Source organism: Aeromonas sp. 19NY04SH05-1 (assembly GCF_040581895.1).
GTDB classification, from domain to species: Bacteria; Pseudomonadota; Gammaproteobacteria; order Enterobacterales; family Aeromonadaceae; genus Aeromonas; species Aeromonas enteropelogenes.
This window is the reverse complement of sequence record NZ_CP095328.1, coordinates 3,121,428-3,147,079: the sequence shown is the minus strand read 5'-3', so window position 1 is coordinate 3,147,079 and position 25,652 is coordinate 3,121,428. Positions and strand designations below refer to the sequence as shown.

Sequence of the window (25,652 nt, the reverse complement as noted above, 5' to 3'; positions counted from 1 at the left end):
GCCATAGGGGAAAACGCTTTCAAAGCGGGCTCTGAGCCTGGGTCAGCGGACGAGCTGTTAAAGATAATTCCTTTAATAGCAGTATGTTAGTGAGTCATTGCAGCTTGTGAACGACAGGGTTACCAGCAAGGAATGACGCCAGAAAAGATGGGGTGTGGGCCATCTGGCTCTTTTTCTACAACTGTTTTTGCAATGAGGAAGGGATGGCCCGGGCGGCTGGCATCAGCACAAAAGGTTGCCATGGTGCCATATTGCCACATGAAAGGGCCGCGGCTGATACCGCGGCCGTCATGATGCCAGGGGGGGGGACCGTCTGCAACAGAGGGTTAGAGCGCCGCCAGATAGAGTGCGCGGATCTGTTCGGGATCTGCGGCGCGCGGATTGCCGGGGGCACAGGGGTCGGCCATCGCCTTGTCAATCCAGCGGTCGATGTCGGTGCCGGTGATGCCAAGGGCCGAGAAACCGGCGGGGATGCCCACCCGTGCCGAGAGGGTACGGATTGCCTCGATGGCGGCCTGGCTCGCCTGTTCCTCGTCCATGGTGGTGGTGTCCACGCCGAGGGCGCGGGCGATGGCGGCAAAGCGGCTCACGCACACCGGCCGGTTGTAGTCGCAGATGACGGGCAGCAGGATGGCGTTGCAGACCCCGTGGGGCAGGTCGTGGGTCGCCCCCGGTTGGTGCGCCAGCGCATGTACCAGACCCAGCCCTGCACTGTTGAATGCCATGCCGGCGAGATACTGGCCATAGGCCATCATCTCGCGTCCCTGCAGATCCTGCCCCTGTTCCACCGCGTGAGGCAGCCAGCGGCCGATGATCTCGATGGCCGCCAGCGCCGAGTGATCGGTAAGCGGATGGGCCCCTTTGGCCACGTAAGCTTCGATGGCGTGGGTCAGGGCATCCATGCCGGTGGCAGCGGTCACTGTCGGTGGAATACCGAGCATCAGGGTCGGGTCATCCACCGCGATATCGACCAGGATGGCGGGATCGATGATCACCTCCTTCACCTGGCGGTCGGTGTCGGTGATCACCGCATTGCTGGTCACCTCGGCGGCAGTGCCGGCGGTGGTGTTGATGGCGGCGAGAAAGGCACCGCGTTTGGCCACCTTGCCCACCCCGCTGTAGGCGGTGACGGGGCCCGGGTTGGCGGTGAGGATGCTGATCCCCTTGGCGGCGTCGATGGCGCTGCCACCGCCAAGGGCGATGATGCAGTCACTGTCGCTGCGCACGAAGGCGCGATGGCCTGCCTCGACAATCGCCACCGTCGGGTTGGGCATCACCTCGCCAAACAGGCAGTGATCGAGCCCGCGGGCGGTGAGCCCCTCCACCACAGGTTGATGCAACCCGAGGCGCAGCAGATCCCGATCGGTCACCAGCAGCGCCCGCTTGAAGCCCTCTTGCGCCACCCGATCCAGCATGTCACCGATGGCGCCCGCGCCGTGAAAACTCAGTCTGGGCATGGCCAGCATAAAGCTCATGATTGTCTCCTTGAACATTTCGAATGTATCCATGAACGGGTCTGCCCGTTCATCGGGACACTCGGGCGGGGCCAGGCCCCGCCGCATCAGGGTCAACTCGGGGTGACCCCTTTTTTAAGCAGGATGTTGCCGTACTTGGCGCACTCGCCGGTGATCAGGATGGCGTAGGCCTCCTTCGCCCGCTCATAGAAGGCGAAGCGATCGATGCGCGTCACGTCGACCCCCGGGTTGTGCCCGGCCAGGGCAGCCAGGTAGCGCCGCTCCACGGCCGGATCCAGCTCGTCCCCCGCCACCGCCGCCATCATCACCAGGGGCGGGGCGTAGGCGTCGAGTTCAAACAGCGGGCTGATGGCAGCCAGCAGGGCATCGACCGGGATGCCGTCGGCCCTCAGTACCCGCTGGCCGAGCTGGTGGGCCGGGAAGTGGGCATCGGCAAGGATCAGCTCGTCGCCGTGGCCCATCTCGGCCATCACCTTGAGCAGGTCTGGGCTGATGAGGGGTGAAATTCCCTTGAGCATGGGGTTCTCCTTAGCGGGTGTGCAGCGGGCGGCCGGCAAACTCGGTCGCGTTAAAGAGCTCGGCATCGCTGCGTTCGCTGCGGGCATCGGGCATGCCGAGGGCCTGGCGAATGCGGATGAAGTCGCGCATCGAGGCGGCATCGACCCGGGTGATGGGGCGTTCCAGCTCGGTGGCCAGCAGCAGGATGCGGCAGTAGGCGTCGACGTTCTCGAGCTTCCAGTAGGCATCCTCCACGTGATCTCCCCAGACGATGACGCCGTGGTTCTCCATGAAGATGCACTGGTGATCGACCGAGGCCTCTCCCACGTTGTGGGCGTTCTCCTGGCTCCCTGGTGTGGCATAGGCGGCCAGCCCTACCTCGCCGAAGAAGATATCCGGCTCTGGCATGATGCCGGAGGGGGGCACAGAGCCGGTGATCAGGAAGGCGTTGGCATGGGCCGGGTGAGCGTGCACGCAGGAGCGGGCACCGCTGCGCCGCATGATGGCGAGGTGGGTCTTGATCTCGCTGGTGGAGGGGCGGATGCCGGCCTTCTGGCGCCCGTCCATGTCTACCAGGCAGAGATCCTCGGGACGCATGAAGCCTTTGCTGATGAGGGTCGGGGTGCAGAGCACCAGGTTGTCACCGACGCGCACCGAGATGTTGCCGCCGTTGCCATCCACGTACTCTTTTTGCCACAGGCGGCGCCCGATGTCGCAGATGCGCTGTTTGAGCTGCTCCATGGGGGCGCTGTAGAAAAAGGCATGTACCTGCTCCGGGGTGACGGGGTCCTTGCCCTCTTCCCAGTGATAGACGAAGTCGGGGAGAGGCGGGTTGATGGTCCAGTCTGCGGCAGTACGAATATCACAGTTCATGAGTGCAATTCCTTGTAGAGAGTCTGGTAAGCCCCGGCATCGGCCGAAGGCTGGAAAGGGGTATAGCGTCTGGTGAGGGCGGCATGGGCAGCCGCCAGGGTGGGGTGCAGCCGGGCACCTGTCATGGCATAGAGGGCGGCGCCGAGCACAGTGGTCTCCGCCTCGTCGATGGCGAGCACGGGCAAGCCCAGCACATCGGCCTTGATCTGGTTCCACAGGGCATTGCGCGAGCCGCCGCCCACCACCAGCAACTGCTGCGCCTGGAAGTGGCCAATCTGCTCGAGCCGGGTCAGTTGCTCCTTGAGGTGAAAGGCCAGCGCCTCCAGGGCGGCGCGATAGAGATGGCCGCGACGGGTCGAGAGGGAGAGGCCGGTAAAGGCCCCCTGGCCATGCCCCACGCCATTGGCCAGCAGATTGGGTGCCATGCGCACGCCGTCACAGCCGACCGGTACGGCGCGCGCCTCATCGATCATCGCCTCGTAATCACCGCCCTCGGGCCAACCGAGGGTTCGCACCCACTCCAGCACGCCGGAGGCGAGCCACTGCAGGCCGGGATTGAACTGGCCGCGGTCGGCATCCAGCTCGCAGGTCGAGTCTGCCACCCGGGCCAGGGCGTCACTGTCTATCTGCGGGGTGCGCACCATCAGGATCTCCCAGGTGCCAGACGAAAGGACCGGTTGATCCGGGCCCGCACCGGAGCCTGCCAGGGCGAACTGGGTGTCATGGCCGGCGCTCACCACCGGGATGCCGGCAGGCAGGCCGAGCCGCTCGGCAAAGTCGGGCAGCAAGGAACCGATCACTTCGCCCGCTGCCACCATGGGCGGGAAGAGATGCTCGGGCAGGTCGACCGCTTCCAGGATGGTGCGGCTGAAACACTCCTGCTGCAGACTGAGCAGCTGGCTGGTGCCGGCCATGGTGCGGTCGGTCGTCATCTTGCCGGTCAGGCGGTGATTGATGAGCGACGAGATGAAGAGCCAGGCGTGGGCGCGCTCGACCAGCTCGGGGTGCTGCTCGCGCAGCCAGATCAGCTTGTAGAGGGTATTGAAGCCAAACTGGCCCACCCCGGAGAGGCGCTGCAACTGCTCGGGATCCAGATAACGACGGATCTGCTCCATCACCGCCACGGTGCGCGGGCACTTCCAGCTGATGATGGGGTAGAGCAGCTCGCCCCGTTCATCCACCAGGGCACCATCGACGCCGAAGGTGGTGACGGTGACGGCCCGGATCTCGCACCCGGCCAGCGCCGGTTGCAACTCGTGGCAGCAGTGGGTGAAGCGTGCCAGGATCGCCTCCAGTGACCACTGGTGCCACTCCGGATGTTCCCGCGCAGGCTCGGTTGTATTGGCCACGGCTGCCTTGGCCACCACTTCACCTGCGGTGTTGACGGCAATGGCCCGGACATTGGTGGCACCACAATCGAGCACGATGACAACATCTTGCCTCATGACAACTCCTTACAACGAGGGAAGAGAGCAGGGCCTTGCGGCCCTGCCGGTACTTAGCGGTAGAGCGGGCCGTAGTTGGCGCAGGCGCGATAGTCCTGTCCTTCGCTGTCCATGCCGTGGGCGCCCCAGGCAGAGGGACGGAACACCTTCTCTTCCGGCACGTTGTGCATGCAGACCGGGATGCGCAGCATGGCGGCCAGGGTGAGCAGTTCGCTGCCCACATGGCCGACTGTCAGCACGCCGTGGTTGGCACCCCAGTTGGCCATGACCGAGTAGACATCGCGGAAGGCTCCCTGTCCGGTGAGGCGAGGGGCAAACCAGGTGGTCGGCCAGGTGGCGTCGGTGCGCTGATCCAGCACGTCGTGGACCTGTTGCGGCAGTGCCACGCTGTGGCCCTCGGCGATCTGCAGGACCGGGCCTATTCCCTTGACGATGTTGATGCGGCTCATGGTGAAGGGGATGCCGCCTTCGGTCAGGTAGTGGGTGGACAAGCCACCGCCATGGAAGTATTCCTCGATGGCCGGACACCATTCGGTGGCGGCGAGACAGGCTTTGATGTCCTCTTCGGTCACTTCCCAGTGGGGCTTGATGGTCGGCTTGCCGTCGGCGTCGCGCTGGCGGCCGGTGCCGTCGAGGGCGGCGGAGCCCGAGTTGATCATGTGGATGATGCCGTGCTCGGCGAGCCCGGTCAGACGGTGGCCGGTGACCCGCTCGACCGAATCGGGGGACCAGTAGGTGCGCACATCGCAGAAGATCTGGGCGGTGCCGGTCAGGCCGTAACCCAGTAGCATGCTCATGGCATTGAGGCTGTCATTCTCGGTACCCATGATGATGGGGGCGCGGGGGCCGTTCCAGTCGAACGAGCTGTTGAGCAGGGTTTCGGCGGTGTCGCCGTTGGGGTATTGATTGGTCCAGTGCAACTGCCCCTGGAAGCCGCCGACGATGGCATTGTACCCCAGGGCCTCGGCACCGAATCCGAGTTCGGCCAGGCGCGGGTTGCCCTGCATCATGTCGCGCATGCAGATGGTCATCAGCAGGCTCTCGCGCAGCATGGCATGCTTCTGCTCCGGGTTGCGGCGACGCTCGGGAGGGTTTTTGTCGACGCCTTCATTGAAGTACTTGTCGGCCCAGGCCAGTGCAATATCCAGCTCGGCCGGATCATAGATGCCTTTTTCCATGCGACGGCGCAGCTCTGTCATGTCCACCGCCTGCACCCGCATGCCGAAGAACTCCTCGAAGAAGGTGTGATCGACGATGGAACCGGCGATCCCCATGGAAACCCCGCCGAGGGAGAGGTAACTCTTGCCACGCAGGGTGGCGACCACCAGGCCGGCGCGGGCGAAACTCAGCAGCTTCTCCTGCACGTCGGCCGGAATGCCATCGCTGTCTGCATCCTGCACATCCTTGCCGTAGATGGAGAAGGCGGGCAGCCCTTTTTGGTTATGGGCTGCCAGGGCCGCTGCCAGGTAGACGGCGCCCGGGCGCTCGGTGCCGTTGAAGCCCCAGATGGCTTTGGGACGCAGCGGATCCATGTCGATGGTCTCGCTGCCAAAACACCAGCAGGGGGTGACCGTGATGGAGAGACCGACGTTGCAGGATTTGAATTTTTCCTCGCAGGCGGCGGACTCGGTCATGCCGCCGATGGTGGTGTCGGCGATGACGCATTCCACCGGCTCGCCGCTCGGATGGCGCAGGTGTTGGCTGAGAAACGCAGCGGTCGCTTGCGCCATCTTCATGGTCTGCTCTTCCAGGGATTCACGGACCCCCATGCGACGACCATCGATGGTGGGACGGATGCCGATGGTGGGGAGTGCGCCGATTAACTTGTTCATGTCTTGCTCCTTATGCCTTGTGGCCTTTGAAACCGAAGTGAATGAGGTAGATAAATCCGATAAGCGGGATGATGAATGCCATGCGAATGCCGGCCATGTCCGAGATCTGGCCCATCAGGGCAGTCAGGACGGCGCCGCCGAGGATGGCCATGATGAGACAGCTGCCGCCGAACTGGGTGTCCTTGCCAAGGCCGTGTACCGAGAGGCCGAAGATGGTCGGAAACATCAGGGACATACAGGCGGAGACGGCGACCAGGGCGTATACGCCAGCCATGCCGCCGGCAAACATCACCCACAGCAGGCAGAACGACGCTCCCATGGCCAGTAACCCGAGCAGTTTGGCGGGGGAGATGTAGGTCATCAGGGCAGTGCAGATAAAGCGGCAGGCCGAGAAGATCACGATGGAGGCGAGCAGGTAGGTGGAGGCATCGGCCTCGTTGCCGCCCACTTCCGTCATCACGTAGCGAATGGTGTAGGACCAGCAGCCAATCTGGGCGCCGACATAGAAGAACTGGCCCAGCACGCCGCGCACAAAGTAGCCCCTGGCCAGCAGGCGGGCGAAGCTGCCCTTGAGGTCCAGCCCCGTGCTGTTGGTATCGTGCGCCACCGGCATGCGGGTAAAGGCGATGGCCAGCCACACCGCGACGATGACCAGGGCCACCATCAGATAAGGTCCCATGACCGCGGCCAGCTCGCCAGCCTGGATCTGGCCGAGTTCGTCGGCGGACATCAGTGCCCGTTCGGCATCGGTGGCCGGATTAAGCTGCGAGAGAATGTAGAACTTGCCGATCAGCACGCCGGTGATGGAGCCGATGGGGTTAAACGATTGCGCGAGGTTCAAACGACGGGTGGCGGTTTCCTGCGGGCCCATCGCAATGATGTAGGGGTTGGCGCTGGTCTCCAGAATGGAGAGACCACCGGCCAGCACGAACAGAGAGGCGAGGAAGGGGCCATAGGTCATGATCTGGCTGGCCGGATAAAACATCAGTGCACCGGTGCAAAAGAGCCCGAGCCCGAGCAATACCCCCGCCTTGTAGCTGAACCGCTTGATAAAGAGAGCAGCGGGCAGGGCCAAACAAAAATAGGCACCATAAAAGGCGGTCTGAACCAGACCCGATTGCATATCCGTCAAGGTGAATACCTTTTTGAATTGAGCAATCAGGACATCCGTCATATTATTTGCAAGCCCCCACAGGGCAAAGCAACTGGTCAGCAGAATAAAGGGGATCAATATACTTCTGGGAACTACCTGACTGGATATTCCCGTGCTTTCGGGCACAATATCATCGCGGCTGTTTTCGCAAACAGCGGCATTGGATGTATTAGCCATAATGTAAACTCCATTTATTTTATATTGAGTAGGGTACAGTGTGTTATTTTTTGTATCTGCTTAATTGCCTTATATTGTTTTCATCTTTTTCTGTCAGAATTACATCAACATCGTTGAATTGACAGATCCTGACAATTCCGGAGCGGTTCTCTTTCCGGGTATCAGCCAGCAATACCTTCTGCCTGGCTGAGGCCAGCATCACCTTCTTGGTCGATGCGTTTATCTCATTGTTTTCCCAGACGCCATTGCCTTTGCTGTAGGCAGCGCAGGAGAAGAAAAGAGTATCCACCCGGTACTGGCTGATGTTGCCACTGGCAATGGTGCCAACGAAGGCAGCATATTTCTCAGAGTATTCACCACCGATGGCGATGGTCTTGATGTTCTTCTTGACTGCCAGGCTCAGCACATTTCGAAATGAGTTGGTGATTACCGTCATGGATATATCTGGTAGTGCTTCAGCCAGGTACCAACACGTTGAACTGGCATCGAGCATGATAATATCGCCGGGGTTAATCAGGGCCAGCGCCTTATAGGCGATCAGCTTCTTTTCAATGGAACTCTCGTGCTTGCGTTTATTGAATGCCAGCCCGGCATCGGCATTATCCAGAGAGATGGCACCGCCATGCACTCTTTTTACAGAGCCATTGGATTCCAATTCCTGCAGATCACGACGTATTGTTTCCAGCGATACTGAAAAACGCTCTGAGAGTTCCTTAACGGTGACTGAACCGGCTTGAACAATATATTTTTCAATATCGATAACACGAGGTGACAACATAATTGGCTCTGCTTTGTTGGAATGAGCCGATTATAGGGGGAGGTGACTCGTAATATGTGTGATCTGACGCAGGATTTACCGAGTGAAAAACGGATGTAAAACAATCAAAACGGGCATAACACCACATGAGTGATGCATGTAACTAGTTGAAGTAGTTGCATTTGGTTGAAAACAAGGCTTGCCCGTTTCGGCATTGATTATCCGAAATCGGGCAGTATTCAAATACAAAAAATTGAATTGGCTCACAGAGAAAAGAGAGCCTTAAAAATGGGGGGCATGTATTCAAGATGAAGCAGTAAATAGAGATCCTGAAGGATGTCGTGTATTGGCATCATTGGAATCCTTTTTGTCATTCGTCAGATTGTCTGAAATTCGTGCGTGTTGACGTGTTGACGTGTTGACGTGTTGACGTGTTGACGTGTTGGTGTAACCCGCCATCAAAAATGAAAAACCGGGAACGTGTGAAAAAACGGGGGAGATGGCAGGACAAACACAGGTGTGGTGAGGCTAGCGGCACGAGATGACAAAGCCGGGCTGTTTACCAAAATATGACAAAGCGCCGTGCCTGGCTGATGGCGATGCGCTGAAAATGAAAAATGGCGTGATGAGTGGTACTGCACGTCTAAACGTTAGTATCCAGAGCGGCTTGCGCTGTCGGTGAAGATTTTTGTGGCTGGGCTGTGCTTGGAGTCTCGGCACGGTTGAATAGACTGCTCGATAACCAACAAAAAGGGCCTCTTCCGAAGAAGAGGCCCTTTCCAAACGTTTGGTGGGCTGGGGGATGTTGAACTAAGTGGTTATTTTATTGATTTAAAAGTGAAATCACCAATTCAGAAAATTTAGATATGCCTATTCGTATGCCTAACATCAGTACGGCTGCAGAAAAGTGCTTATCTGGGCTGTAATGGCCTGTAGTAACTAGGTTGTTGTGGAAGGGATTTTTCAATTGCTGCTTTTCTGAAGGTAACCGACCCTTGTCAGAGATTATCTTTTTTGTTGTATCAGTTCCTCATTTGGAAAAAAATTCCCCGTCCAAAATTTGTCTATCCAGAGAGTCTTGAATCGGCTGCTCAACTCCAGGTCGCAATTCACACTCTGCACTTCGCCATCGACAGATTTTCCCATCTGGTGGTGTAGCGGGGCTCAGGTGCTCTTGACGCATCATCCATTCGGGTGACCCGATGCCTTGGCTGGCAAAGCCGACTCGTCCAAAAGTCACTTGTTCGCATCTTCCTTATATTACGTGCGAATAAAAAATTTTCGTTATCTACAAATCAGGCTAAAATGGTAGACCGTTAAGCCAATGTATCGCCATAAATCATCTATTTGATTTTATACTGTTTTTCAGGCGTTACTGGGGTTGCAGAAGCACATTCCTGAGACTGAATAGAGAAAGAAACCAAGTGAAGAAAGACGATGATAAGGATGGTTGGCCGGATTTCTACCCTTCCGATCTGGTGCTCCCTCCCGAGGATGCTTCAGATGCAAATGCAGAGGAAATGGTGTATCGGCTAGTCAAAGCGATTCCTCCTACGGAGATGTGCTTTCTAGCTACGCATCAGGAGCAGCCCAATAGGCATAAAAAATGCTATACGTTGGAGCAAAAACAGGCTGTTTACGGTACCAGTGTGTGGGATAGTAAAGAGTTGTTGATTGAGGTTATGGCCTCTTTACCTGAGGCGTTGAAACAGCGCAAGCTCGCGTGCGGTACGATAAGTGTCGGTATGGGGAAGATGCGCAAAACGTTAGATACGGGACATTTCACGCTGTGGCTCAAAAAGAACAGTCGCATTCACCTGAATTTTAGCGAGGTGAAATAAATGGATATATTTGCCAGTTACCCACCTATAGGCCAACTCAGAATAGTCAATGTCTATCTTGAGTTTGAGGGGCCTAAAATTTTCTATGCCGAAAATGAAAGTGGTTCAACCTTCTTCGTTTACTGGGTAGGGGATGATGCGAATTACGAACATTGGTATATAATACCGTGTTCCAAAGCCAGACTCATAGCTTATGAGAAAGCAAAAATCAGCTTGCGTGATATGCTTGAATGTCAGGAGCAAGAGCATTTTTGCGCTCTGGCTATTCCGTTTTCTGCAGAAAATACGTTAAATGCTGAGTTTAAGCATAAAAATAAAATCGCAGAAATTACACTGCCGGCCCCAGGTATATTTGTTAAACGAGTAGTGGCCTATGCTCCTAGCCTACTCAATAACAATCTTGTTCCTACACATGAAATTATTGTTTCAAAAACACATAAAAGGGCGAAGAAAAATGTTTCACTGGAACACATGAGCCAAGTGTGTGATCGCTTCAGTGAGTTGGTTTCAGGCTTCAATCGCTCAATCGGTGTGAAAGGAAATATGCAAGCATTGAATGCGCGCTATGGCTCTTTCGCCATTTCACTGCATGCTGAAGAACTCTCAAAGTTTGAAGTGTTTTTAGGTCAGGTATCATCACTCATGGTGCATAAAAAGGACATCCTTCCCCTATTAGAGCAAAATGACATTGATATCAAAGTTTTCCTTAATTTCTTGAAAACCATTGAATTATCAAGCATTGACTTTGAGTTGCGGTCGTCTGCGTCACCAGAGCAGATTATTAAGCTCTACAAGTCTGATGCTGAATTATATATATCAAAGCTTAAGAATCGCGCATTGAAATATATATCTTCCATAAGAGTTCCACAGGGGAATGATATTGAAAAAGTATTTCAGTATGTTGAACTGAAGTGGAAACATGAGCCGGTTACAGCGGATAATCTGAAAGTAGAATCCCGACTCGTGGATTACTATCGCCATGCTGCACGTATTCTGGGGTTTTTGGAATACAATGGCGAATTGACCCCTCAAGGTGAGCGACTGGCGCTTTCTGATGAGAGCACTCGATATCGAATTACAGCAAATTCCTTTGAGGCTAGCGAGTGTGCTTGGGCATGGATGAATTATTGTGACATCACAAGCCTTGCAGATATTGATGCCAATACAGCGACAGATTTTTTAAGTCAATGCTGTCCATCTCTGTCTGGGGATACGATTTCACGGCGGGCCAACACCCTCCAATCTTGGTGCAAACAGTTAAAACCTCATTATATTAATGTGGGTTCAGGAATACAGTAAATAGCTTGAGATTAACAGTGTCGCCGAGTAAAGAGAGCTATGTTCTCTTTACTCGTCAGCGACATGCTTTGATAATTTTTGCAGTTTTAGCACGAATACATCCCAGTTATAAGAACAAATGGCCCCCAGAGAAAGGTACCCAATCCTAACACTAGACAATTCAGAATTAATACTCATTCCACCGTTCAAGACCATCAGTCCGCTGTAGAGTAAGCAGAAAATAAGTAGACCTATGACGATAGAGAGCACTGGGGCCATGAGATAGCCCCACAAATGGTCTACGTCCAATGTTTTAGTTACAGCTGAATATTTATGTAGAGAGGTTATGCTTAGCGTTGCTCCTCCAAGCAAAGCCCCGGCAACGGTGAAGGTAGCTAATCTTATTTCATCGCTGACCACAAATTCATCAGTCGGCTGAAGTAAGAGACGCAAAAAACTATAGTCTCCCGACCAAGCAATAAAAAGATATCTAACGGTGATTAAAGTACAGCCCATGATCCAGATAAACAGAAGGAATGAGAGAAAAAATCTCCATCCGTTCATATTTTTTTCATTCAGATTTTCGTCCATATTTGGTCCCTTTGAGTTTGTGCAGAGATCGTTTATTGACAGTAAAATACCATTTCATACGAAATGAACATTGTGTTCTGACGAATTGATTCGCTGTCTTTGCGAGGGTAATAGTTTATGTTATCAGAGTCTTTTTTAAGTTCGAGTCGGACATGATAACTTGCTTCCCTCAGCCATTCATCTATTTTGTTTGCACAAGATTGAATTCTTAATAATTTACATAAATTCAATATTTTTCCAGAATATCCTGTTGTATCCATGACGGAATTATGTCCCAAGTCAGTGGTTTAGACGCACTTCTCCAACCCTTGGGTATGGGGCAAGGTGGTATTGTTTTTTACGAAACTATGTTAATTTTTTTGGCTACAATCTTCCCCGTTGTATTATCCATTCGATACTGTGAAATCGTCCCATCCAAAATGTGATGAATAACTTCAAGGACTGTTGCCAATGGAGTATGGAACCACTCTCTCGGGGCATAGCTGGTGCCATCAAGCCCTTTCAAAGTGATATCGAGGCGCTGCTTGGCGAGAAAACCGTGTACCAAGGTTTCCAGCTTGTGGGTGTTCATGTTGAAACACTGGAAGGTCGTGATGATCCTGACCGGGGCTTGCAGGAACGTCTTGTCTTTCTCGGCGTGCTTGATCCGCTCTTCAACGGTGCCCTCGGTGAAACCTATCTTGTAGAGATTTTGTTTGAACGGCATCAATACAGGGTCAGTGCTCTTTGTCGCGAGCACATAGACAAAGCCGCTCGGAATAGGTGCATCATTTGGCAAAAGGAGTTTGTCACCTAGCATGACCTTGCGGCCTTCCTTGTCACGAATAAGCCCCTGGGTTAGTGACTGGTAGAGCATGTGCAGCTCAGTGCCATTATCAAAAACCAGGTGAAGTCGTGCGTTATACCGCTCGTACTGTTCCAGTCGCTCCCCCGTACTATGCACATAACCCATCACCCCATTCAGGATGAAGAAATCACCGACCTGAAACCCATGTTCGTTGCGATAGCGCACAAGCGAAAACTCGCCACCTTGAAGGCCTGTTTTCACGGTCTCAAACAGCGGCGAAAAACGAGCGAAATCTGGACAGGGCTGACGCTGGGCTATCTCGTCGGGTAATGCCTTTTTCTCTCTAGGCACATGCTGCATGCTGAATATATCGGGGGCATCAAAATCCAATAACCCGAGATCATCATCGGCAAAAATGTCGTCAAGCGAGGTCACTAGCTCAGACGTGTCAACGGTCGATGTATTAACCGTCTCAGCAGCTACATCCTTTGCATGATACTGCTCATGCTCCTCTGCAACCGCCCCTACAACCTCGATGCCTGCCAGCAGGCCGTGGATATCCTGGCTTGAAAGGGCACGGCACTGCTCTGGATCTGTCCGTATTGCCTGTAAGCGTCTTGCAAGCCGTTTCTCGGCCATATCGGCGTTAGGCGTGTTTTGCGGCGCCCGTTCGTGCTGCTCAAAAAACGCCACGATGTCCCTAAACTGGTTACTCACTAGGTCAACAGGGGCGCTTTTCGGTTTTAGCGGCTCCACATCGAGCAGGCCCAACACGTCGTCCTCGGCAAAGATGTCTTCAAGGGATGGCTTGGGTTTAAGTTGATGCGCTCGCAACAGGATCATGACTTAGCCCTCCTGTTTAGCCATGTGTTGTTGTCGCTTCTGTTTGATAAAGGCCAGCGCTTCTGCCAGTCGTACCTCGATGGGATCAGGCGCATGCAACGAAGGCTCACGTTTATTCTGCTGTGCAAACGCCTTGATCCTTGGCCATAGCATGACGGCCTCCTCCTCGGAGAGTTGTGACTTGCTGGCGCTGACCGCTTCCTGAATGGTTTTGAGCATGGTGGCAGTCACGGATTTGGAGAGGATTTCATAGGCGCCGTGGAACGGGTTAACCGATTCGATCAGGTCGATGCTCAGGTTGTCGATGTTGATAAACTTTTCGCCGATTTTTAAGAACTGCTTACTAGCGGCTGCTTGATCCTTGGTTGCATCGGGTCCGCTGCCTCCTGTGGAGGTAGTGCTCGTGCCTCCTACAATGTCGGCATTCTCAGGCAGGTCCTTCTCATTGATAAGGCCGCCCTGTTGATTGATATACATGCTTTGCAACAGCCCTGAACGTACCTGCTCTATCTCATGTGGCAATAGATCGGGGTAGAGCTCCTGAATGACGGAGGGCAGCTCTAACTGGGTAAATACCTCGGGCGGCGCTGTTTCAGCAATCGCCTGTTTGATGACCTTATCCTTGGCCATCAGTGCGGCCAGAATCTCCTCTTTGCCGCCATTGAGAATATCCAATACCTTTTGCGTCACTGGCACGGTCTCATCACCAACGAGCACGGTATTGGGTGGCAGCACCTCCCCAGTCCATTGCGAGCGAGGCTTGAACTGAATACTGGGAGCCAGTATCTGCTCCATCAGCAGAGAAGTGGTGATGGCCTTGAGCATGTTGTTGACCGACACCTTCACATCGTCATCCTGGGCATCGGGCTGGGCAATCAGGTTTGTGAACTGGGCGTGGGTCTTACCCGCGCAATCACGAGTCGCACGACCGATGATCTGCACGACTTCAGTCAGCGAGCTGCGATAACCAATGGTCAGCACATGCTCGCAATATGGCCAGTCAAAGCCCTCTTTCGCCATGCCAAGGGCAATGATGATATCCATGTCATCAGCTGATTGGATTGTACGTAAATAAGCCTGCACCTTGGGGCGCTCATTGGCATCGTCATCCACCAGATTGGCAACCTTGAGCAGCTTGCCATCTTCATGTCGTTTCACCAAGTAGATGCCAGTGTCGGGATCTTTCGACTGCACTTCGCCCAGCACATCCAAGATGGCATCGACCTCGGTGTGCTTGTCCTTGGTGGACTCGCCAGAGTTCACGTTTGGGATGTGGATAATGGTTTTCAGGGAAGCGTTCAACACCGAGGGTAGCGCTCCGATATATTGACCCTGGTAGAAGTGATAACCAATCCCGAGAGATTTCAGGTGCTGATAGCCATTGAGTTGCTCGTAATAGGTGTAGGTGACCTTGGTAAACTTGGCTTCATCCTCTGGTGTCAGGATGGGCACGGTATCGCCACGGAAGTAAGACCCCGTCATGGCCACAATATGCGCATTGGACTGCTGGATTAAACCGTCGAGTAGTGCTCCGAGGCGGCTATCTTCACTGGCGGAAACATGGTGAAACTCGTCGATGGCAATCAGGCAATCGTTAAACGCGGCGATATCAACTTCGTCAAAAGCGAAGCGCAGGGTGGCGTGGGTGCAGACAAGGATCTGGTCATCACTCTCCATAAAGCGCTTAAACGCGGCCACCTTGCTCTTTTCACCGCCATGAATGCAGAGATTGTTCTCAGGTTTAACCTGCCAGTCTGCAAAGAATCCGTGTTGCGTCAGCGCAGTGTCTTTGAACGATGCGCCGATAGACATTTCGGGCACCGCCACAATAGCCTTGCGCAGGCCCTGATGGAGCAGCTTGTCCAACCCTAGGAACATCAATGCACGGGATTTGCCGCAGGCGGGCGGCGCCTTGATAAGCAGATAGGGGCTGTTGCGCTGAGCGAAGGCGCGGGCCTGCATCTCCCGCATTCCCATGTTGTCGAGCGCCGCACTATGCCCGTTCTGGGCATAGGTCACTTGCAAGATGTTTTCCATGCTTGAATCCTTGTCAAAAATGGCTAGCGGGTGGCAGCTATGAGCTTTTCATAGAGTCCGAGCAGATGGCTTACTCGCTCCGCTGAATCCTTAAAGGGGCGATCCCGATAGAGTTTATCGACAGCTCTATCCAGTGTCTGATGAGCTTCAAGCAGACCACTAGGCATTTTGTCGGGATCATAGAGTTCGGCCAAGGTCTTGCCGGGGTAATCTTCCCGTGTCAGCAGGACATTTTCTGCCAAATGCTCCATTTCTTGTCGCTGTGCTAGCGTGACAGTAGGCCAAGGGAATGGGTTATAGACCACTGAGGTAGAGTAGCGATAGTCGCTTTTCAACCTTCCTGCAACTAGTCGCATCCAGTCGTTATGCAGTAGGGAAGAGATAATAGCGAATTCGTAGAAGGTGCCGTTGGGGAGGATAAAATTGAGATCTGTCGAGATTACATCACTATCGAAGAATCCTATAGGCACGTAAGTACGGCGCTCAGAGGACACTTTTGGAACAAGTATATAATTTCCAAACGTAGGATGACGGATTTCAGCAAATAAGTGAGGTGTAGCGGCCTTTGCTCTAGTCCCAGCTCGCGCACTAGATTCGCGCAATTTTCGTACTTCCGATATCCTGCGATTTATCTCGCTAACAGAAATAATGCTCTCTTTAGATGCATTTACCAGCCATAGGCACCAACGCTCCTTGCTGTTTAAAAACTCATCGGCACCTAATGCTTTTTTAATCCAACGCGCAGACGACGGGTCTTGATGTAGCAGTGTATCCCGTTCCTCCCTGGTCAAAAACAGATGGCCGCCATCATTTGGCATACTGCCAAATAGCAGTGGTTTGATGTCATCTGATAGGGGCTTTTTGGACGCCCCTACCGCAACATTGCTCCCTTCGATCAGATAGGGACTGATGTTTCTAACGAAACGGCTGTGCAATTCGCCATCTACCTCCTGAAACAGTCTGCGAGTCTTGGCCTGTGCGGAAAGACCCACAATGATCACATGCACGGCAGCTTTGTCACGAGCATTATTGGTCCAAACAAAAGTTGGATAGGCTATATGGATATTTAGCCCAAGAGCGAATACAGAAGGCCAAAAGGCCGATACCTGCTCTCCCTGACAGAGTGAATTGGTTGCAACCAAGGCTAATTGAGCACTGGAATGTCGAATATAATTCGCACCTTTCCAAAACCAGCAGGCGACATAATCCAGCTTGCCTGATGAATCAAATCCTGAAAGGAGCTGTTGCATTTCTTCACGCTGCGTTTCGTTTCGCGCAGCATGACCCAAAAACGGCGGATTACCGATCACATAGACTTCATCCTCTATGTCTTTGGGGCACACCTCGGCCCAGTCGAGGCACAGGCTGTTACCACTAACGATATTGCCGGACGATCTCAGCGGTAACGCAGGGCGGGCATAACCAAAGGTCTGCTCCCACTGCTTGCTAAGCTGGTGCTCGGCCAGCCAGAGTGCAAGGCGGGCGATCTCACAGGCAAAATCATCGATCTCGATACCGTAAAACTGATCAAGGTGCAGACTGCTCATGGAGAAACCCTGCTGCGGTTCAAGCTGCTGTAAGGCTTGAATGACCAGCCGCTCCAGCGCGTGTAGCTCCTTGTAGGCGACGATCAGGAAGTTGCCGGAGCCACAGGCGGGATCGAAGACTTTGATGTTACCGAGGCGCACCAGCAGTTTCTTAAGGCCATTGGCACTCTTTCGATTCTTTTCTAACTCGGCCCGCAATGAATCCAGAAATAGCGGTTGGATCACCTTCATGATGTTGCTATACGAGGTGTAGTGCTGGCCCAGATTGCCGCGCTGCTCGACATCAATCACCGCCTGGAACATTGAACCGAAGATATCCGGGTTGATATCCCCCCAGTTCATCATGCAGCACTCCAGCAGGATCTTGCGGCCCTGCTTGCCAAGCGCAGGGATGGGTTCATCCACCGCGAACAGCCCGCCGTTGACATAGGGGAAGGCTGCCAGATGGGACGGCAAGTTTTTGCGCAATTCGCTATTGGGTTCGCTGTTCATGACAGCGAACAAGTCACTGAGGAACTGATCGAGGTCGCTGCCATCCTCCTCGGTGTAGCCTTTAATGGCAGAGGTGAACTGACCCTGATTAAAGATCCCCGTATCCTCGGCAAACAGACAGAACAACAGCCGGGTCAGGAATACGTTGAGGGCGTGAACATCCTCTGGCTTACTTAACTCGTTGAGGCTCTTGATGAGATCGAAGAGCTTGCCCATCTTCTCGGCAGCCTTCACATCGGCAGGGTTCTCGGCCCCCAGAATTGCCTTCTCAAGGCCCGCCAAGGGCAGGAAGAAACCATATTCGCGGAACAGCTCGCCAAGCTCGATGTCGAGTCGCTCCTCAGTCAACACGTCCCACGCGAGGAAGCGAACAAAATCGGTGAGAATGACGAAGCGGTATTTGTGCTTGGTGCTGGCACACTCTGCAATCCGCTGTTCAAAAAGGAGCTCGATATCGGCGCCTTCATCCACCGGCTGAAAGTAGAACTTTGAATTGATGCCGACGTGGCCCGCTTCTTTGGCAAGGTTGCGGCTCCCTCCTTGCCTGATATGCGTGATCGTGGCCTTGGGCAGTCCATAGGCGGCCATAAAGCCAAAGATAAATTCGGATTGGTCAGGTGCGCTGACCAGCGCTTTCAAGTCATCGGAGATTTTGGTCTGATTGACGGCCATGATGATCCTTGGTGCTCTACTGCAATGTCACCCCCACGGTAGGGAGGGCAGTGTTCATATTCGATTGGGCATAATGGTAAACCATTGATGCAGCAAGACACGATACCCAATGTTTCAGAATCAGAACGGTGTGTAGAGGACGAAGCCACAAAGCAGTACAAAATCAAAAAACTGTGATTTATTTCAAAAAAATAAAGCCACCCTGTGTGGATGGCTTGAGGTTGATTACAGCTCTCCCCGCTCTGCCAGCGACACCACCCCCTCAGTGCCGACGACCAGATGATCCAAAATCCGGATATCCACCAGTGCTAGGGCATCCTGTAGCCGCTGGGTGATCTCGATATCTGCCCGGCTGGGTTCCGGGTATCCCGACGGGTGGTTATGCACCAGCATGAGGGCGGCAGCATTGTGGTGCAGTGCCCGCTTGACGACATCGCGGGGGTAGACGGTCGCAGCGGACAGGGTGCCAAGGAACAGTTCCTCGTAGGCCAAGATCCGGTGTTGGTTATCGAGGAACAGTGCAGCAAACACTTCGCGATCCCGTGTTTGCAGTAGTCCTTGCAGGGACTGATGGGCCACGTGTTTATCGGTGATGGCAATGCCCTTGGCGAGTTTCAGGCGGGCAACGGCTTGGGCTATGGTGAGCAGGTCGTCGTCGGTGACAAGATCAGTCACCCGGTAGGTACCGGGTTGCTCCCCAGCGATCAATTTGTGATGCAACATGATTGTGCTCCATACGCCATCGCCCCACCGTGTTTGACGCGGCAGGGTAGGCGAGGTGTTTGGTTAATGGGTTGGTAAATGTGGTGGTTGCAGGATTGGTTGGCGGTGTTCAGGCCGCAAGGGTGTGAGTGGTGTAGTCGTGCAACGGGACGTGGTAACTGGTCGCAAGCAGGGTGCCTAGCTGGGTTAGCCAGCGGTGATCCGGGTGGTCGCACAACCATTGAGCCAGTGCATTGCCCTGTTCGTTTTCATAGCGCAGGTAGAGGGCATAACCGTCCACCGGCTGGTCTCGGTCATGCACAGCTTCAATCTGACCATCGTGCTCAAGATAAGCCTCCAGCTCGATGGCGATCACGGCGTTAATCATCTTCGCTCTCCTTGTCGGCGATGGGGTCACTCTCCACGGCATAGCCGCGATGGATGCAGATGCGCTGCAGGTCAGCCAGGAAGCTTGCAAGTACGCGAGGCTGCTCGGTGAGGGGAACTGGCCCTTCTTGACAACGCCAGAAACAGCTGTGTTTAGGGTCGATACAGATCTCATCTCTCGGCTGGCTCATAGTGCGCCCGTCATCGGCATTGCTGATAGTGAGCAGTTGCCACTGCATGCCAGACCAACGGACCAGCAGGGTGACTGTGCGGATGTGTGGACTATCCGGTGTCAGGTGCAGCAGCCATCGCTGACTACTGCGGGTGGGGGTTATCTTGGCGTTGGCGGCAACTTGTCCCAACCACTGACGTGAGTAGTGGGAGAGCGCTAATTCTTGGCTCATCGTGTCCTCCTAATCTCCTGCGACCGTGACGCTGAAACACTCCAACCGGCAGTAGGCAATGAAGTTGCTCTGCCAGACATCGAACAGCTCCCGCGCTTCGGCCAGTCGCAGTGGTCCCCAGCCCAACATGGTGTGTTCCCCATCGAGGAAGTTAAAATCGAGCTCCTTGCAGAGCTCGGCATCATGGCCCTGCCCCTGGTAGCTGAAGTCGGTGACGTAATCGAATAGCCAGCCATCGAGCCCACGGATCAGGCGGATCTCGACTGGGTGTACGCCGCCTTGCTCGGCGCTGTAGCCGGGATTGCGAAAGTTGAAGGTCAGTTGGGTTAAGCGCTCGATATTGAGCTCGTTTTTAGCGACTTCCTGGTCGAGCAGAACCAGCAATGCTTGTGCAACGGGCATGGCAAAGCCGTCCCGGAAAAAGGGAATAGTCATGATGTACTCCTTGTGGGGTTTAGTCTTGTCCGAACAGCTCGCGCATTTTTCTGGCTGTACGGGCACGGATCTGTTCATCAATAAAGGCGGCAATGCTGGCGAGTGCTGCACTCAGTACCGCGATGTCATCGGTGAGCCCCATCGGTAACACGTCCGGGATCGCATCGATCGGTGAGATAAAGTAGGCCAGCGCACTGTAGATCAGCAGTTTGGCCCAGAGCGGTAAGTCATCCTTCTGGCTGGTGTAGTAGAGCAGCAAGCAGGTCTCGATAAAGGGCCGACCGGCACGTTTGGCAAAGGCCCAGAGTTTGTGCCAAAAGCCTGTGTGATCGAACGGCTCGCATTCAGGGGGAATACAGGGGGGCATAGTGTGTCTCCTTCACGGGGAGGAATTGCAGAAATAAAAAGAGGAGGCAAATGCCTCCTCTTGGATGGGAATGGGTATGAGCTATTGGTCCCACATCAAGCAGTCAAACTCGGGGGTATTAGTGGCGGGTAGCACAGATGCGACCTCTTTGGTTGGCAGTGCGAGTTGCTGGCCGTCAGCCGTTAAAATGCGGATCGACTTGGCTTTGCGCAGCTTGCCCCACATGTCGAAGAAGTTGTTCTCACCGACACGGGATTCGGTCTCATAGGGCGCATCGTATTGGCTGCCATCGACGATGATGGAGAAAGCCTGCCCAGCATAAGAGCCGTACTCCTTGCCCTGCACCGTGGCCGTCATGCTGACTTTGCGGATGTCATTACAGGCGATATAGAGATGGTTCTGTTCGTTGACCACCGCCGTGTATTCGCTGGTGCCCTGACCCCAACCACTGCTCCAGCGTCCGGCCTCGCCATAGGCAAAGGCTACGCTGGATGAAATAAGCAAACCAGGCAATACAATTAACCATTTCATATTCCAAGCCTCACTCATTTTTGTTAAACACAACGTACAGATTAATTTTGTGGTTGGAACTGGTATTCCACATCACCATTGGTAGTTGATAAATTCAATTCTAACACGTTGCAGTCATAGCCCGTGTAAAGCATGAGTTCCTTACCAAAAGCTAACGTTAGAGGTAATGGGTAAATTGACTTTACTTGACACTGGCCTCTGTTAACGACAGCTTTCGTTATCTTCACCCGGTCGCTGTGAGAAACAATAGTTATTACTTTTGATGGCAACCCCTTATTTGGGATAATTGGCCTCACATTGACCGAAAATGTGGAGGCTGTTGTCGGCCCCTGCTGGGCTAACAGTGCATCATTCTTTTTATGTGCGATGGTATCAGCCGTGAGGCAGGTGAAATCTGAAGATGTTCTGTCAGGTAGTGCAGAGGAGCCCCCCTGTGGGGTCAGCACGTAGGTAATATTGTCTGGTTGAGAGATGAGATAAAGGGGTTTATTTTCACGCAAGCCATCCCAAAATTTATCAAGGTACGTCTTGTTGTTGGTTATTACGCTTGCAGGTTCAGCCTTGTCTCCGACACTGACGTAAAATGAACCCTTTTCAACGTCATACTGGTCACCATTCAGGATTGCTCGCATGGTTATTTTGTTGGTGTTGTCACAAGCGAAATACAATGCATGCTTATCGTCAGCGACAATCGAGTAGCGATGTTCATTACCCACTTTGGTATGTGTTACTTGGGCAGGTGCCTGATAGTCTTTCTTTTTTATCCCTTTCGTCAAGCAGATGAATTCACTGCTGTCACGTGCTGGCAAAACCTGACTGGCATTTGCTGTTGGCAATTTTAGTCCACGTTGGTCCAACATAATGGAATGCCCAGCCCTTATTTCATCCCATAAGTAAAAGAAGTTTAATATACTGCGATCTCCGTTTATCACGTAAGGTGTCCTGTAATACGATTTACTTGTCTGTATATCAAAGGTTTTATCGTATACATCAGTACCAACTTGGACACCTTTAATCGTGGCATACATAGCGATATCTTTACCGTTTTTATCGCAAGAGATGATGAGTTTATTCTGATCATCAATCACAGCGGCATACTCCATGCCATTCTGTGTTTTTCTACTCGACCATTGGCCTGCCTCACCATAGGCCAATGCGTTGCTACACAGCAATGCGGTGACTGACGCAATTAAAAATTTATTCATCTTTGTTACTCCTCAACGTTCTTTATATTAAAAAGAGCGGTCTAAGTGATGGTCATTTCTTGCAACGTACGCTGATGGAGCCATCCACGACATGTTTCACTATTTCATAGTCAGGGTTATACGTAGCCAGGTTGTGCGCTGCGATACCAAGGGTTGCGAACATGCCTGCAACCCCGGTAGCGCCACCTAAAAATGTTGCCCCTGCTGCGGCAATGCGCCCTTGGGTGTATACCCTGCATTTCAATCCGGCTGACTCTATCGTTGTCTCAAGAATTCGAACGGTACTGCCCATGTTTCCGGAGACACCCACAATCTCAAAGGTGCTTCGGGTATTAATGAGGGCCGCTATTTTTTCGGTACGAAAATCATCATATTGCAGTATTTCCATCGAAGGTCATTGCTCCTTGGTAAGTGATAGAACCCCTGCTCAAACAGCTCTGCTGGGGGCTTGTGCTTTAACTCGTCGCGGCGGTTTTGAGAATGCGTTGCACACTGGAGAGGCTGATCCCCGTTTGTCTTGCTATCTCCGTTTTGGCAACTCCCCTGTCGGCAAGAGCCAGAACTTCTTCTCCTCTTGCCATCGCCGTAGGTTTACGGCCTTTGTACACACCACGTTGTTTGGCCAACTCAATGCCCTCCGCCTGCCGCTCCAACATCAGCTCCCGCTCGAAGGTGGCGATAGCACCGATCATGGTGAGCATCAGCTTGCCGGTGGGGGTCGAGGTATTGATCCCCAGATTCAAAATCCTCAGTGCTACCTGCTTGCTTTGCAGATATTCCGAGATCTCCAACAGGTGACGGGTGTTGCGAGCCAAGCGATCCAGCTTGGTGACTAACACCACATCCCCCTTACGCACAGAGTCCAGTAACAGGGCCAATTGGGGGCGGTTGTCCCTGGCCCCACTGACCTTCTCCTGAAAAATCGTGCTGCACTCAGCCAACGCCTGAAGCTGGGTATCCAGGCTTTGACCTACCGTGCTTACGCGGGCATAACCCACCAGTGCCATGGTCTCCTCCTGGTCAATAGGGCAGGGTACAATGACGGCACTAGTCAAAAGCCTGAAACCAACCCTATTGACTTGAAAACAGTGCCTATTGAGTGCGTATTTGTCGTTTTCAGAAGACGGCTGCACTGAACGTCAGAAGCCGACTGCACTATAGCAGCGGAGGGGTTGGATCCATCAGGCAACGACGGGCTGCTGCCGGCCATCAGCGGACGCAGGGAGGACTTTCCGCAACCGGCCGTTCGATGCGGCACCGATGGCCTTCGCGCAGGGGTAGTGAATCCGCCAGGATTGACTTGCGCTGCCCTACCTCTCACTAGTGAGGGGCGGCAGCGCATCAAGCGGTGAGCGCACTCCGGCACCGCCAACTTTCAGCACATGCGTGTAAATCATCGTCGTAGAGACGTCGGAATGGCCGAGCAGATCCTGCACGGTTCGAATGTCGTAACCGCTGCGGAGCAAGGCCGTCGCGAACGAGTGGCGGACCAGCGCCGCGAGCATCATATCGAACAGGGCGACGCCGCCCGAGCGCGGGACGGCCGCATCTTCTATCGGCGTAGTCTTCTCGCCACGTTGCGCGAACGCGAGGTTGCCCGCGTCGGCGCCGAGATGGCCGAGAGCAAAGGTCTGCCGTTCCGCGCAGCAGCGGATGGCGAGAGCGTCAGCGGCAAGTTCACCGGCACCGTGCAGCTATCGAGCGGCAAGTTCGCCGTGGTCGAGAAATCCCATGAGTTCACCCTTGTCCCATGGCGGCCGATCATCGACCGTCAGCTCGGCCGCGAGGTCATGGGCGTCGTGCAGGGCGGATCGGTGTCTTGGCAGTTGGGCCGGCAGAGAGGGATTGGACTCTAGGTGGTCCAACCCCGGATTGGCAGCTCGACGCATTGCGATGGAAGGGATGATCGGATAGAATCGCCATCCATCTTTTCAATGTGAGGTCAACGGCATGGGAGCCAGTATTACAGCAGACAAGTAAGCCGCAACAACAAGCATTGTTGTTGCGGCGTTCTGTAAGACCAATCCTGTTTGATTGCTGACGAGCAGACGCCGCCCGGAATCCTTATTCGAGAGGTTGATTCGTCATGACCACCACACGCCCCGCGTGGGCTTATACGTTGCCGGCAGCTCTGCTGCTGATGGCTCCCTTCGACATCCTCGCGTCACTGGCGATGGATATTTACCTTCCCGTCGTTCCGGCGATGCCCGGCATCCTGAATACGACGCCATCTACTATCCAACTCACGTTGAGCCTCTATATGGTGATGCTCGGCGTGGGCCAGGTGATTTTTGGTCCGCTCTCAGACAGAATCGGGCGACGGCCAATTCTACTTGCGGGCGCAACGGCTTTCGTCATTGCGTCTCTGGGAGCAGCTTGGTCTTCAACTGCACCGGCCTTTGTCGCTTTCCGTCTACTTCAAGCAGTGGGCGCGTCGGCCATGCTGGTGGCGACGTTCGCGACGGTTCGCGACGTTTATGCCAACCGTCCTGAGGGTGTCGTCATCTACGGCCTTTTCAGTTCGATGCTGGCGTTCGTGCCTGCGCTCGGCCCTATCGCCGGAACATTGATCGGCGAGTTCTTGGGATGGCAGGCGATATTCATTACTTTGGCTATACTGGCGATGCTCGCACTCCTAAATGCGGGTTTCAGGTGGCACGAAACCCGCCCTCTGGATCAAGTCAAGACGCGCCGATCTGTCTTGCCGATCTTCGCGAGTCCGGCTTTTTGGGTTTACACTGTCGGCTTTAGCGCCGGTATGGGCACCTACTTCGTCTTCTTCTCGACGGCTCCCCGTGTGCTCATAGGCCAAGCGGAATATTCCGAGATCGGATTCAGCTTTGCCTTCGCCACTGTCGCGCTTGTAATGATCGTGACAACCCGTTTCGCGAAGTCCTTTGTCGCCAGATGGGGCATCGCAGGATGCGTGGCGCGTGGGATGGCGTTGCTTGTTTGCGGAGCGGTCCTGTTGGGGATCGGCGAACTTTACGGCTCGCCGTCATTCCTCACCTTCGTCCTACCAATGTGGGTTATGGCGGTCGGCATTGTCGTCACGGTGTCTGTTACCGCCAACGGCGCGCTTGCACAGTTCGATGACATCGCAGGATCGGCAGTCGCGTTCTACTTCTGCATTCAAAGTCTGATCGTCAGCATCGTCGGGACATTGGCGGTGACGCTGTTAAATGGCGACACCGCATGGCCCGTGATCGTCTACGCGACGACGATGGCGGTGCTGGTATCGGTGGGTCTGGCGCTACTTCGATCCCGCGACGTTCCTTCCGAGAGGTCGCCAGTCGTCTAACCGGCGATTGGTAGGACGGCTG

24 protein-coding genes and 2 pseudogenes are annotated in these 25,652 nt (G+C 54.2%); 4 read left to right on the top strand and 22 right to left on the bottom strand.

The window, feature by feature from the left end; genetic code table 11:
* Positions 1-326: 326 nt before the first annotated feature.
* The 8 genes from MRK42_RS14390 to MRK42_RS14355 all read right to left on the bottom strand — a co-directional run bounded on the left by MRK42_RS14390 (position 327) and on the right by MRK42_RS14355 (position 9,450).
* Entirely contained in the window at positions 327-1,475 is a 1,149-nt protein-coding gene (locus tag MRK42_RS14390; RefSeq protein ID WP_338610676.1) for an iron-containing alcohol dehydrogenase, read from the bottom strand.
* Positions 1,476-1,567: 92 nt separating this feature from the next.
* On the bottom strand, positions 1,568-1,993 hold the full coding sequence (gene fucU, locus MRK42_RS14385) for an L-fucose mutarotase (RefSeq protein ID WP_338610674.1): 426 nt from the start codon (positions 1,991-1,993) through the stop codon (positions 1,568-1,570).
* Between the two features lie 10 nt (positions 1,994-2,003).
* Positions 2,004-2,846 carry a class II aldolase/adducin family protein gene (locus MRK42_RS14380; protein WP_052445754.1) on the bottom strand — a complete coding sequence of 281 codons (843 nt, stop codon included), beginning with the start codon at positions 2,844-2,846 and terminating at the stop codon, positions 2,004-2,006.
* Positions 2,843-4,291: an L-fuculokinase gene (gene fucK, locus MRK42_RS14375; RefSeq protein ID WP_338610671.1), complete on the bottom strand. Its 1,449-nt coding sequence runs from the start codon at positions 4,289-4,291 to the stop codon at positions 2,843-2,845. Before fucK ends, MRK42_RS14380 begins: the two co-directional genes overlap by 4 nt.
* A 53-nt stretch (positions 4,292-4,344) precedes the next feature.
* Positions 4,345-6,123, bottom strand: coding sequence for an L-fucose isomerase (locus MRK42_RS14370; protein ID WP_042027572.1), 1,779 nt, complete (start codon positions 6,121-6,123; stop codon positions 4,345-4,347).
* A gap of 10 nt (positions 6,124-6,133) precedes the next feature.
* Positions 6,134-7,297, bottom strand: a complete 1,164-nt coding sequence (fucP, locus tag MRK42_RS14365) for an L-fucose:H+ symporter permease (RefSeq protein WP_231555612.1) — start codon at positions 7,295-7,297, stop codon at positions 6,134-6,136.
* 199 nt (positions 7,298-7,496) lie between these two features.
* Complete coding sequence (locus MRK42_RS14360) at positions 7,497-8,231, bottom strand: DeoR/GlpR family DNA-binding transcription regulator (RefSeq protein ID WP_042027570.1); 735 nt, start codon at positions 8,229-8,231, stop codon at positions 7,497-7,499.
* Positions 8,232-9,240: 1,009 nt separating this feature from the next.
* Complete coding sequence (locus tag MRK42_RS14355; RefSeq protein WP_236758018.1) at positions 9,241-9,450, bottom strand: DUF4113 domain-containing protein; 210 nt, start codon at positions 9,448-9,450, stop codon at positions 9,241-9,243.
* Positions 9,451-9,634: 184 nt separating this feature from the next.
* On the opposite strand from MRK42_RS14355, the gene MRK42_RS14350 reads away from it, so the two are divergent.
* Both MRK42_RS14350 and MRK42_RS14345 read left to right on the top strand, forming a co-directional pair.
* Entirely contained in the window at positions 9,635-10,051 is a 417-nt protein-coding gene (locus MRK42_RS14350) for a hypothetical protein (protein ID WP_111900797.1), read from the top strand.
* On the top strand, positions 10,052-11,350 hold the full coding sequence (locus MRK42_RS14345) for a DUF6575 domain-containing protein (RefSeq protein WP_111900796.1): 1,299 nt from the start codon (positions 10,052-10,054) through the stop codon (positions 11,348-11,350). It begins immediately after the preceding gene.
* 48 nt (positions 11,351-11,398) lie between these two features.
* Here MRK42_RS14345 and MRK42_RS14340 read toward each other — a convergent pair whose 3' ends face one another.
* From MRK42_RS14340 to MRK42_RS14275, 14 genes and pseudogenes are all read right to left on the bottom strand, one after another.
* The gene (locus MRK42_RS14340) at positions 11,399-11,920 is read right to left on the bottom strand and encodes a hypothetical protein (protein ID WP_111900795.1); all 522 of its coding nucleotides are present in this window, start codon (positions 11,918-11,920) and stop codon (positions 11,399-11,401) included.
* Between the two features lie 337 nt (positions 11,921-12,257).
* Positions 12,258-13,550: a GIY-YIG nuclease family protein gene (locus MRK42_RS14335; RefSeq protein WP_111900794.1), complete on the bottom strand. Its 1,293-nt coding sequence runs from the start codon at positions 13,548-13,550 to the stop codon at positions 12,258-12,260.
* Between the two features lie 3 nt (positions 13,551-13,553).
* Positions 13,554-15,587 (bottom strand): helicase-related protein, encoded by a 2,034-nt coding sequence (locus MRK42_RS14330; RefSeq protein WP_111900793.1) that lies wholly within the window; start codon positions 15,585-15,587, stop codon positions 13,554-13,556.
* Positions 15,588-15,610: 23 nt separating this feature from the next.
* Complete coding sequence (locus MRK42_RS14325; RefSeq protein WP_111900792.1) at positions 15,611-18,298, bottom strand: DNA methyltransferase; 2,688 nt, start codon at positions 18,296-18,298, stop codon at positions 15,611-15,613.
* Positions 18,299-18,523: 225 nt separating this feature from the next.
* Positions 18,524-19,021, bottom strand: coding sequence for a DNA repair protein RadC (radC, locus tag MRK42_RS14320; RefSeq protein ID WP_111900791.1), 498 nt, complete (start codon positions 19,019-19,021; stop codon positions 18,524-18,526).
* Positions 19,022-19,130: 109 nt separating this feature from the next.
* Positions 19,131-19,388 carry a hypothetical protein gene (locus tag MRK42_RS14315; RefSeq protein ID WP_111900790.1) on the bottom strand — a complete coding sequence of 86 codons (258 nt, stop codon included), beginning with the start codon at positions 19,386-19,388 and terminating at the stop codon, positions 19,131-19,133.
* On the bottom strand, positions 19,381-19,791 hold the full coding sequence (locus MRK42_RS14310) for a hypothetical protein (RefSeq protein ID WP_111900789.1): 411 nt from the start codon (positions 19,789-19,791) through the stop codon (positions 19,381-19,383). The genes MRK42_RS14315 and MRK42_RS14310 overlap by 8 nt, the downstream gene beginning before the upstream one ends.
* Before the next feature lie 9 nt (positions 19,792-19,800).
* Positions 19,801-20,226 (bottom strand): DUF2787 domain-containing protein, encoded by a 426-nt coding sequence (locus MRK42_RS14305; protein WP_111900788.1) that lies wholly within the window; start codon positions 20,224-20,226, stop codon positions 19,801-19,803.
* Between the two features lie 19 nt (positions 20,227-20,245).
* Complete coding sequence (locus tag MRK42_RS14300; protein WP_094696757.1) at positions 20,246-20,593, bottom strand: DUF1232 domain-containing protein; 348 nt, start codon at positions 20,591-20,593, stop codon at positions 20,246-20,248.
* Between the two features lie 81 nt (positions 20,594-20,674).
* Entirely contained in the window at positions 20,675-21,124 is a 450-nt protein-coding gene (locus tag MRK42_RS14295; protein ID WP_236758017.1) for a hypothetical protein, read from the bottom strand.
* A 41-nt stretch (positions 21,125-21,165) separates the two neighbouring features.
* Positions 21,166-22,329: a hypothetical protein gene (locus tag MRK42_RS14290; protein WP_111900786.1), complete on the bottom strand. Its 1,164-nt coding sequence runs from the start codon at positions 22,327-22,329 to the stop codon at positions 21,166-21,168.
* A 52-nt stretch (positions 22,330-22,381) separates the two neighbouring features.
* Positions 22,382-22,717, bottom strand: coding sequence for a hypothetical protein (locus MRK42_RS14285; RefSeq protein WP_111900785.1), 336 nt, complete (start codon positions 22,715-22,717; stop codon positions 22,382-22,384).
* Positions 22,718-22,784: 67 nt separating this feature from the next.
* Positions 22,785-23,336 carry a recombinase family protein gene (locus MRK42_RS14280; protein ID WP_111900784.1) on the bottom strand — a complete coding sequence of 184 codons (552 nt, stop codon included), beginning with the start codon at positions 23,334-23,336 and terminating at the stop codon, positions 22,785-22,787.
* A 303-nt stretch (positions 23,337-23,639) separates the two neighbouring features.
* Positions 23,640-23,819, bottom strand: a pseudogene (locus MRK42_RS14275) (tyrosine-type recombinase/integrase); the annotation flags it as partial.
* On the opposite strand from MRK42_RS14275, the pseudogene MRK42_RS14270 reads away from it, so the two are divergent.
* Together MRK42_RS14270 and floR are read left to right on the top strand one after the other, a co-directional pair.
* A pseudogene (locus MRK42_RS14270) lies at positions 23,796-24,185 on the top strand (DUF3363 domain-containing protein); the annotation flags it as partial. The pseudogenes MRK42_RS14275 and MRK42_RS14270 overlap by 24 nt on opposite strands.
* 230 nt (positions 24,186-24,415) lie before the next feature.
* A complete protein-coding gene (gene floR, locus MRK42_RS14265; RefSeq protein ID WP_111901752.1) occupies positions 24,416-25,630 on the top strand; it encodes a chloramphenicol/florfenicol efflux MFS transporter FloR in 1,215 nt (404 codons plus the stop codon).
* Positions 25,631-25,652 lie beyond the last annotated feature (22 nt).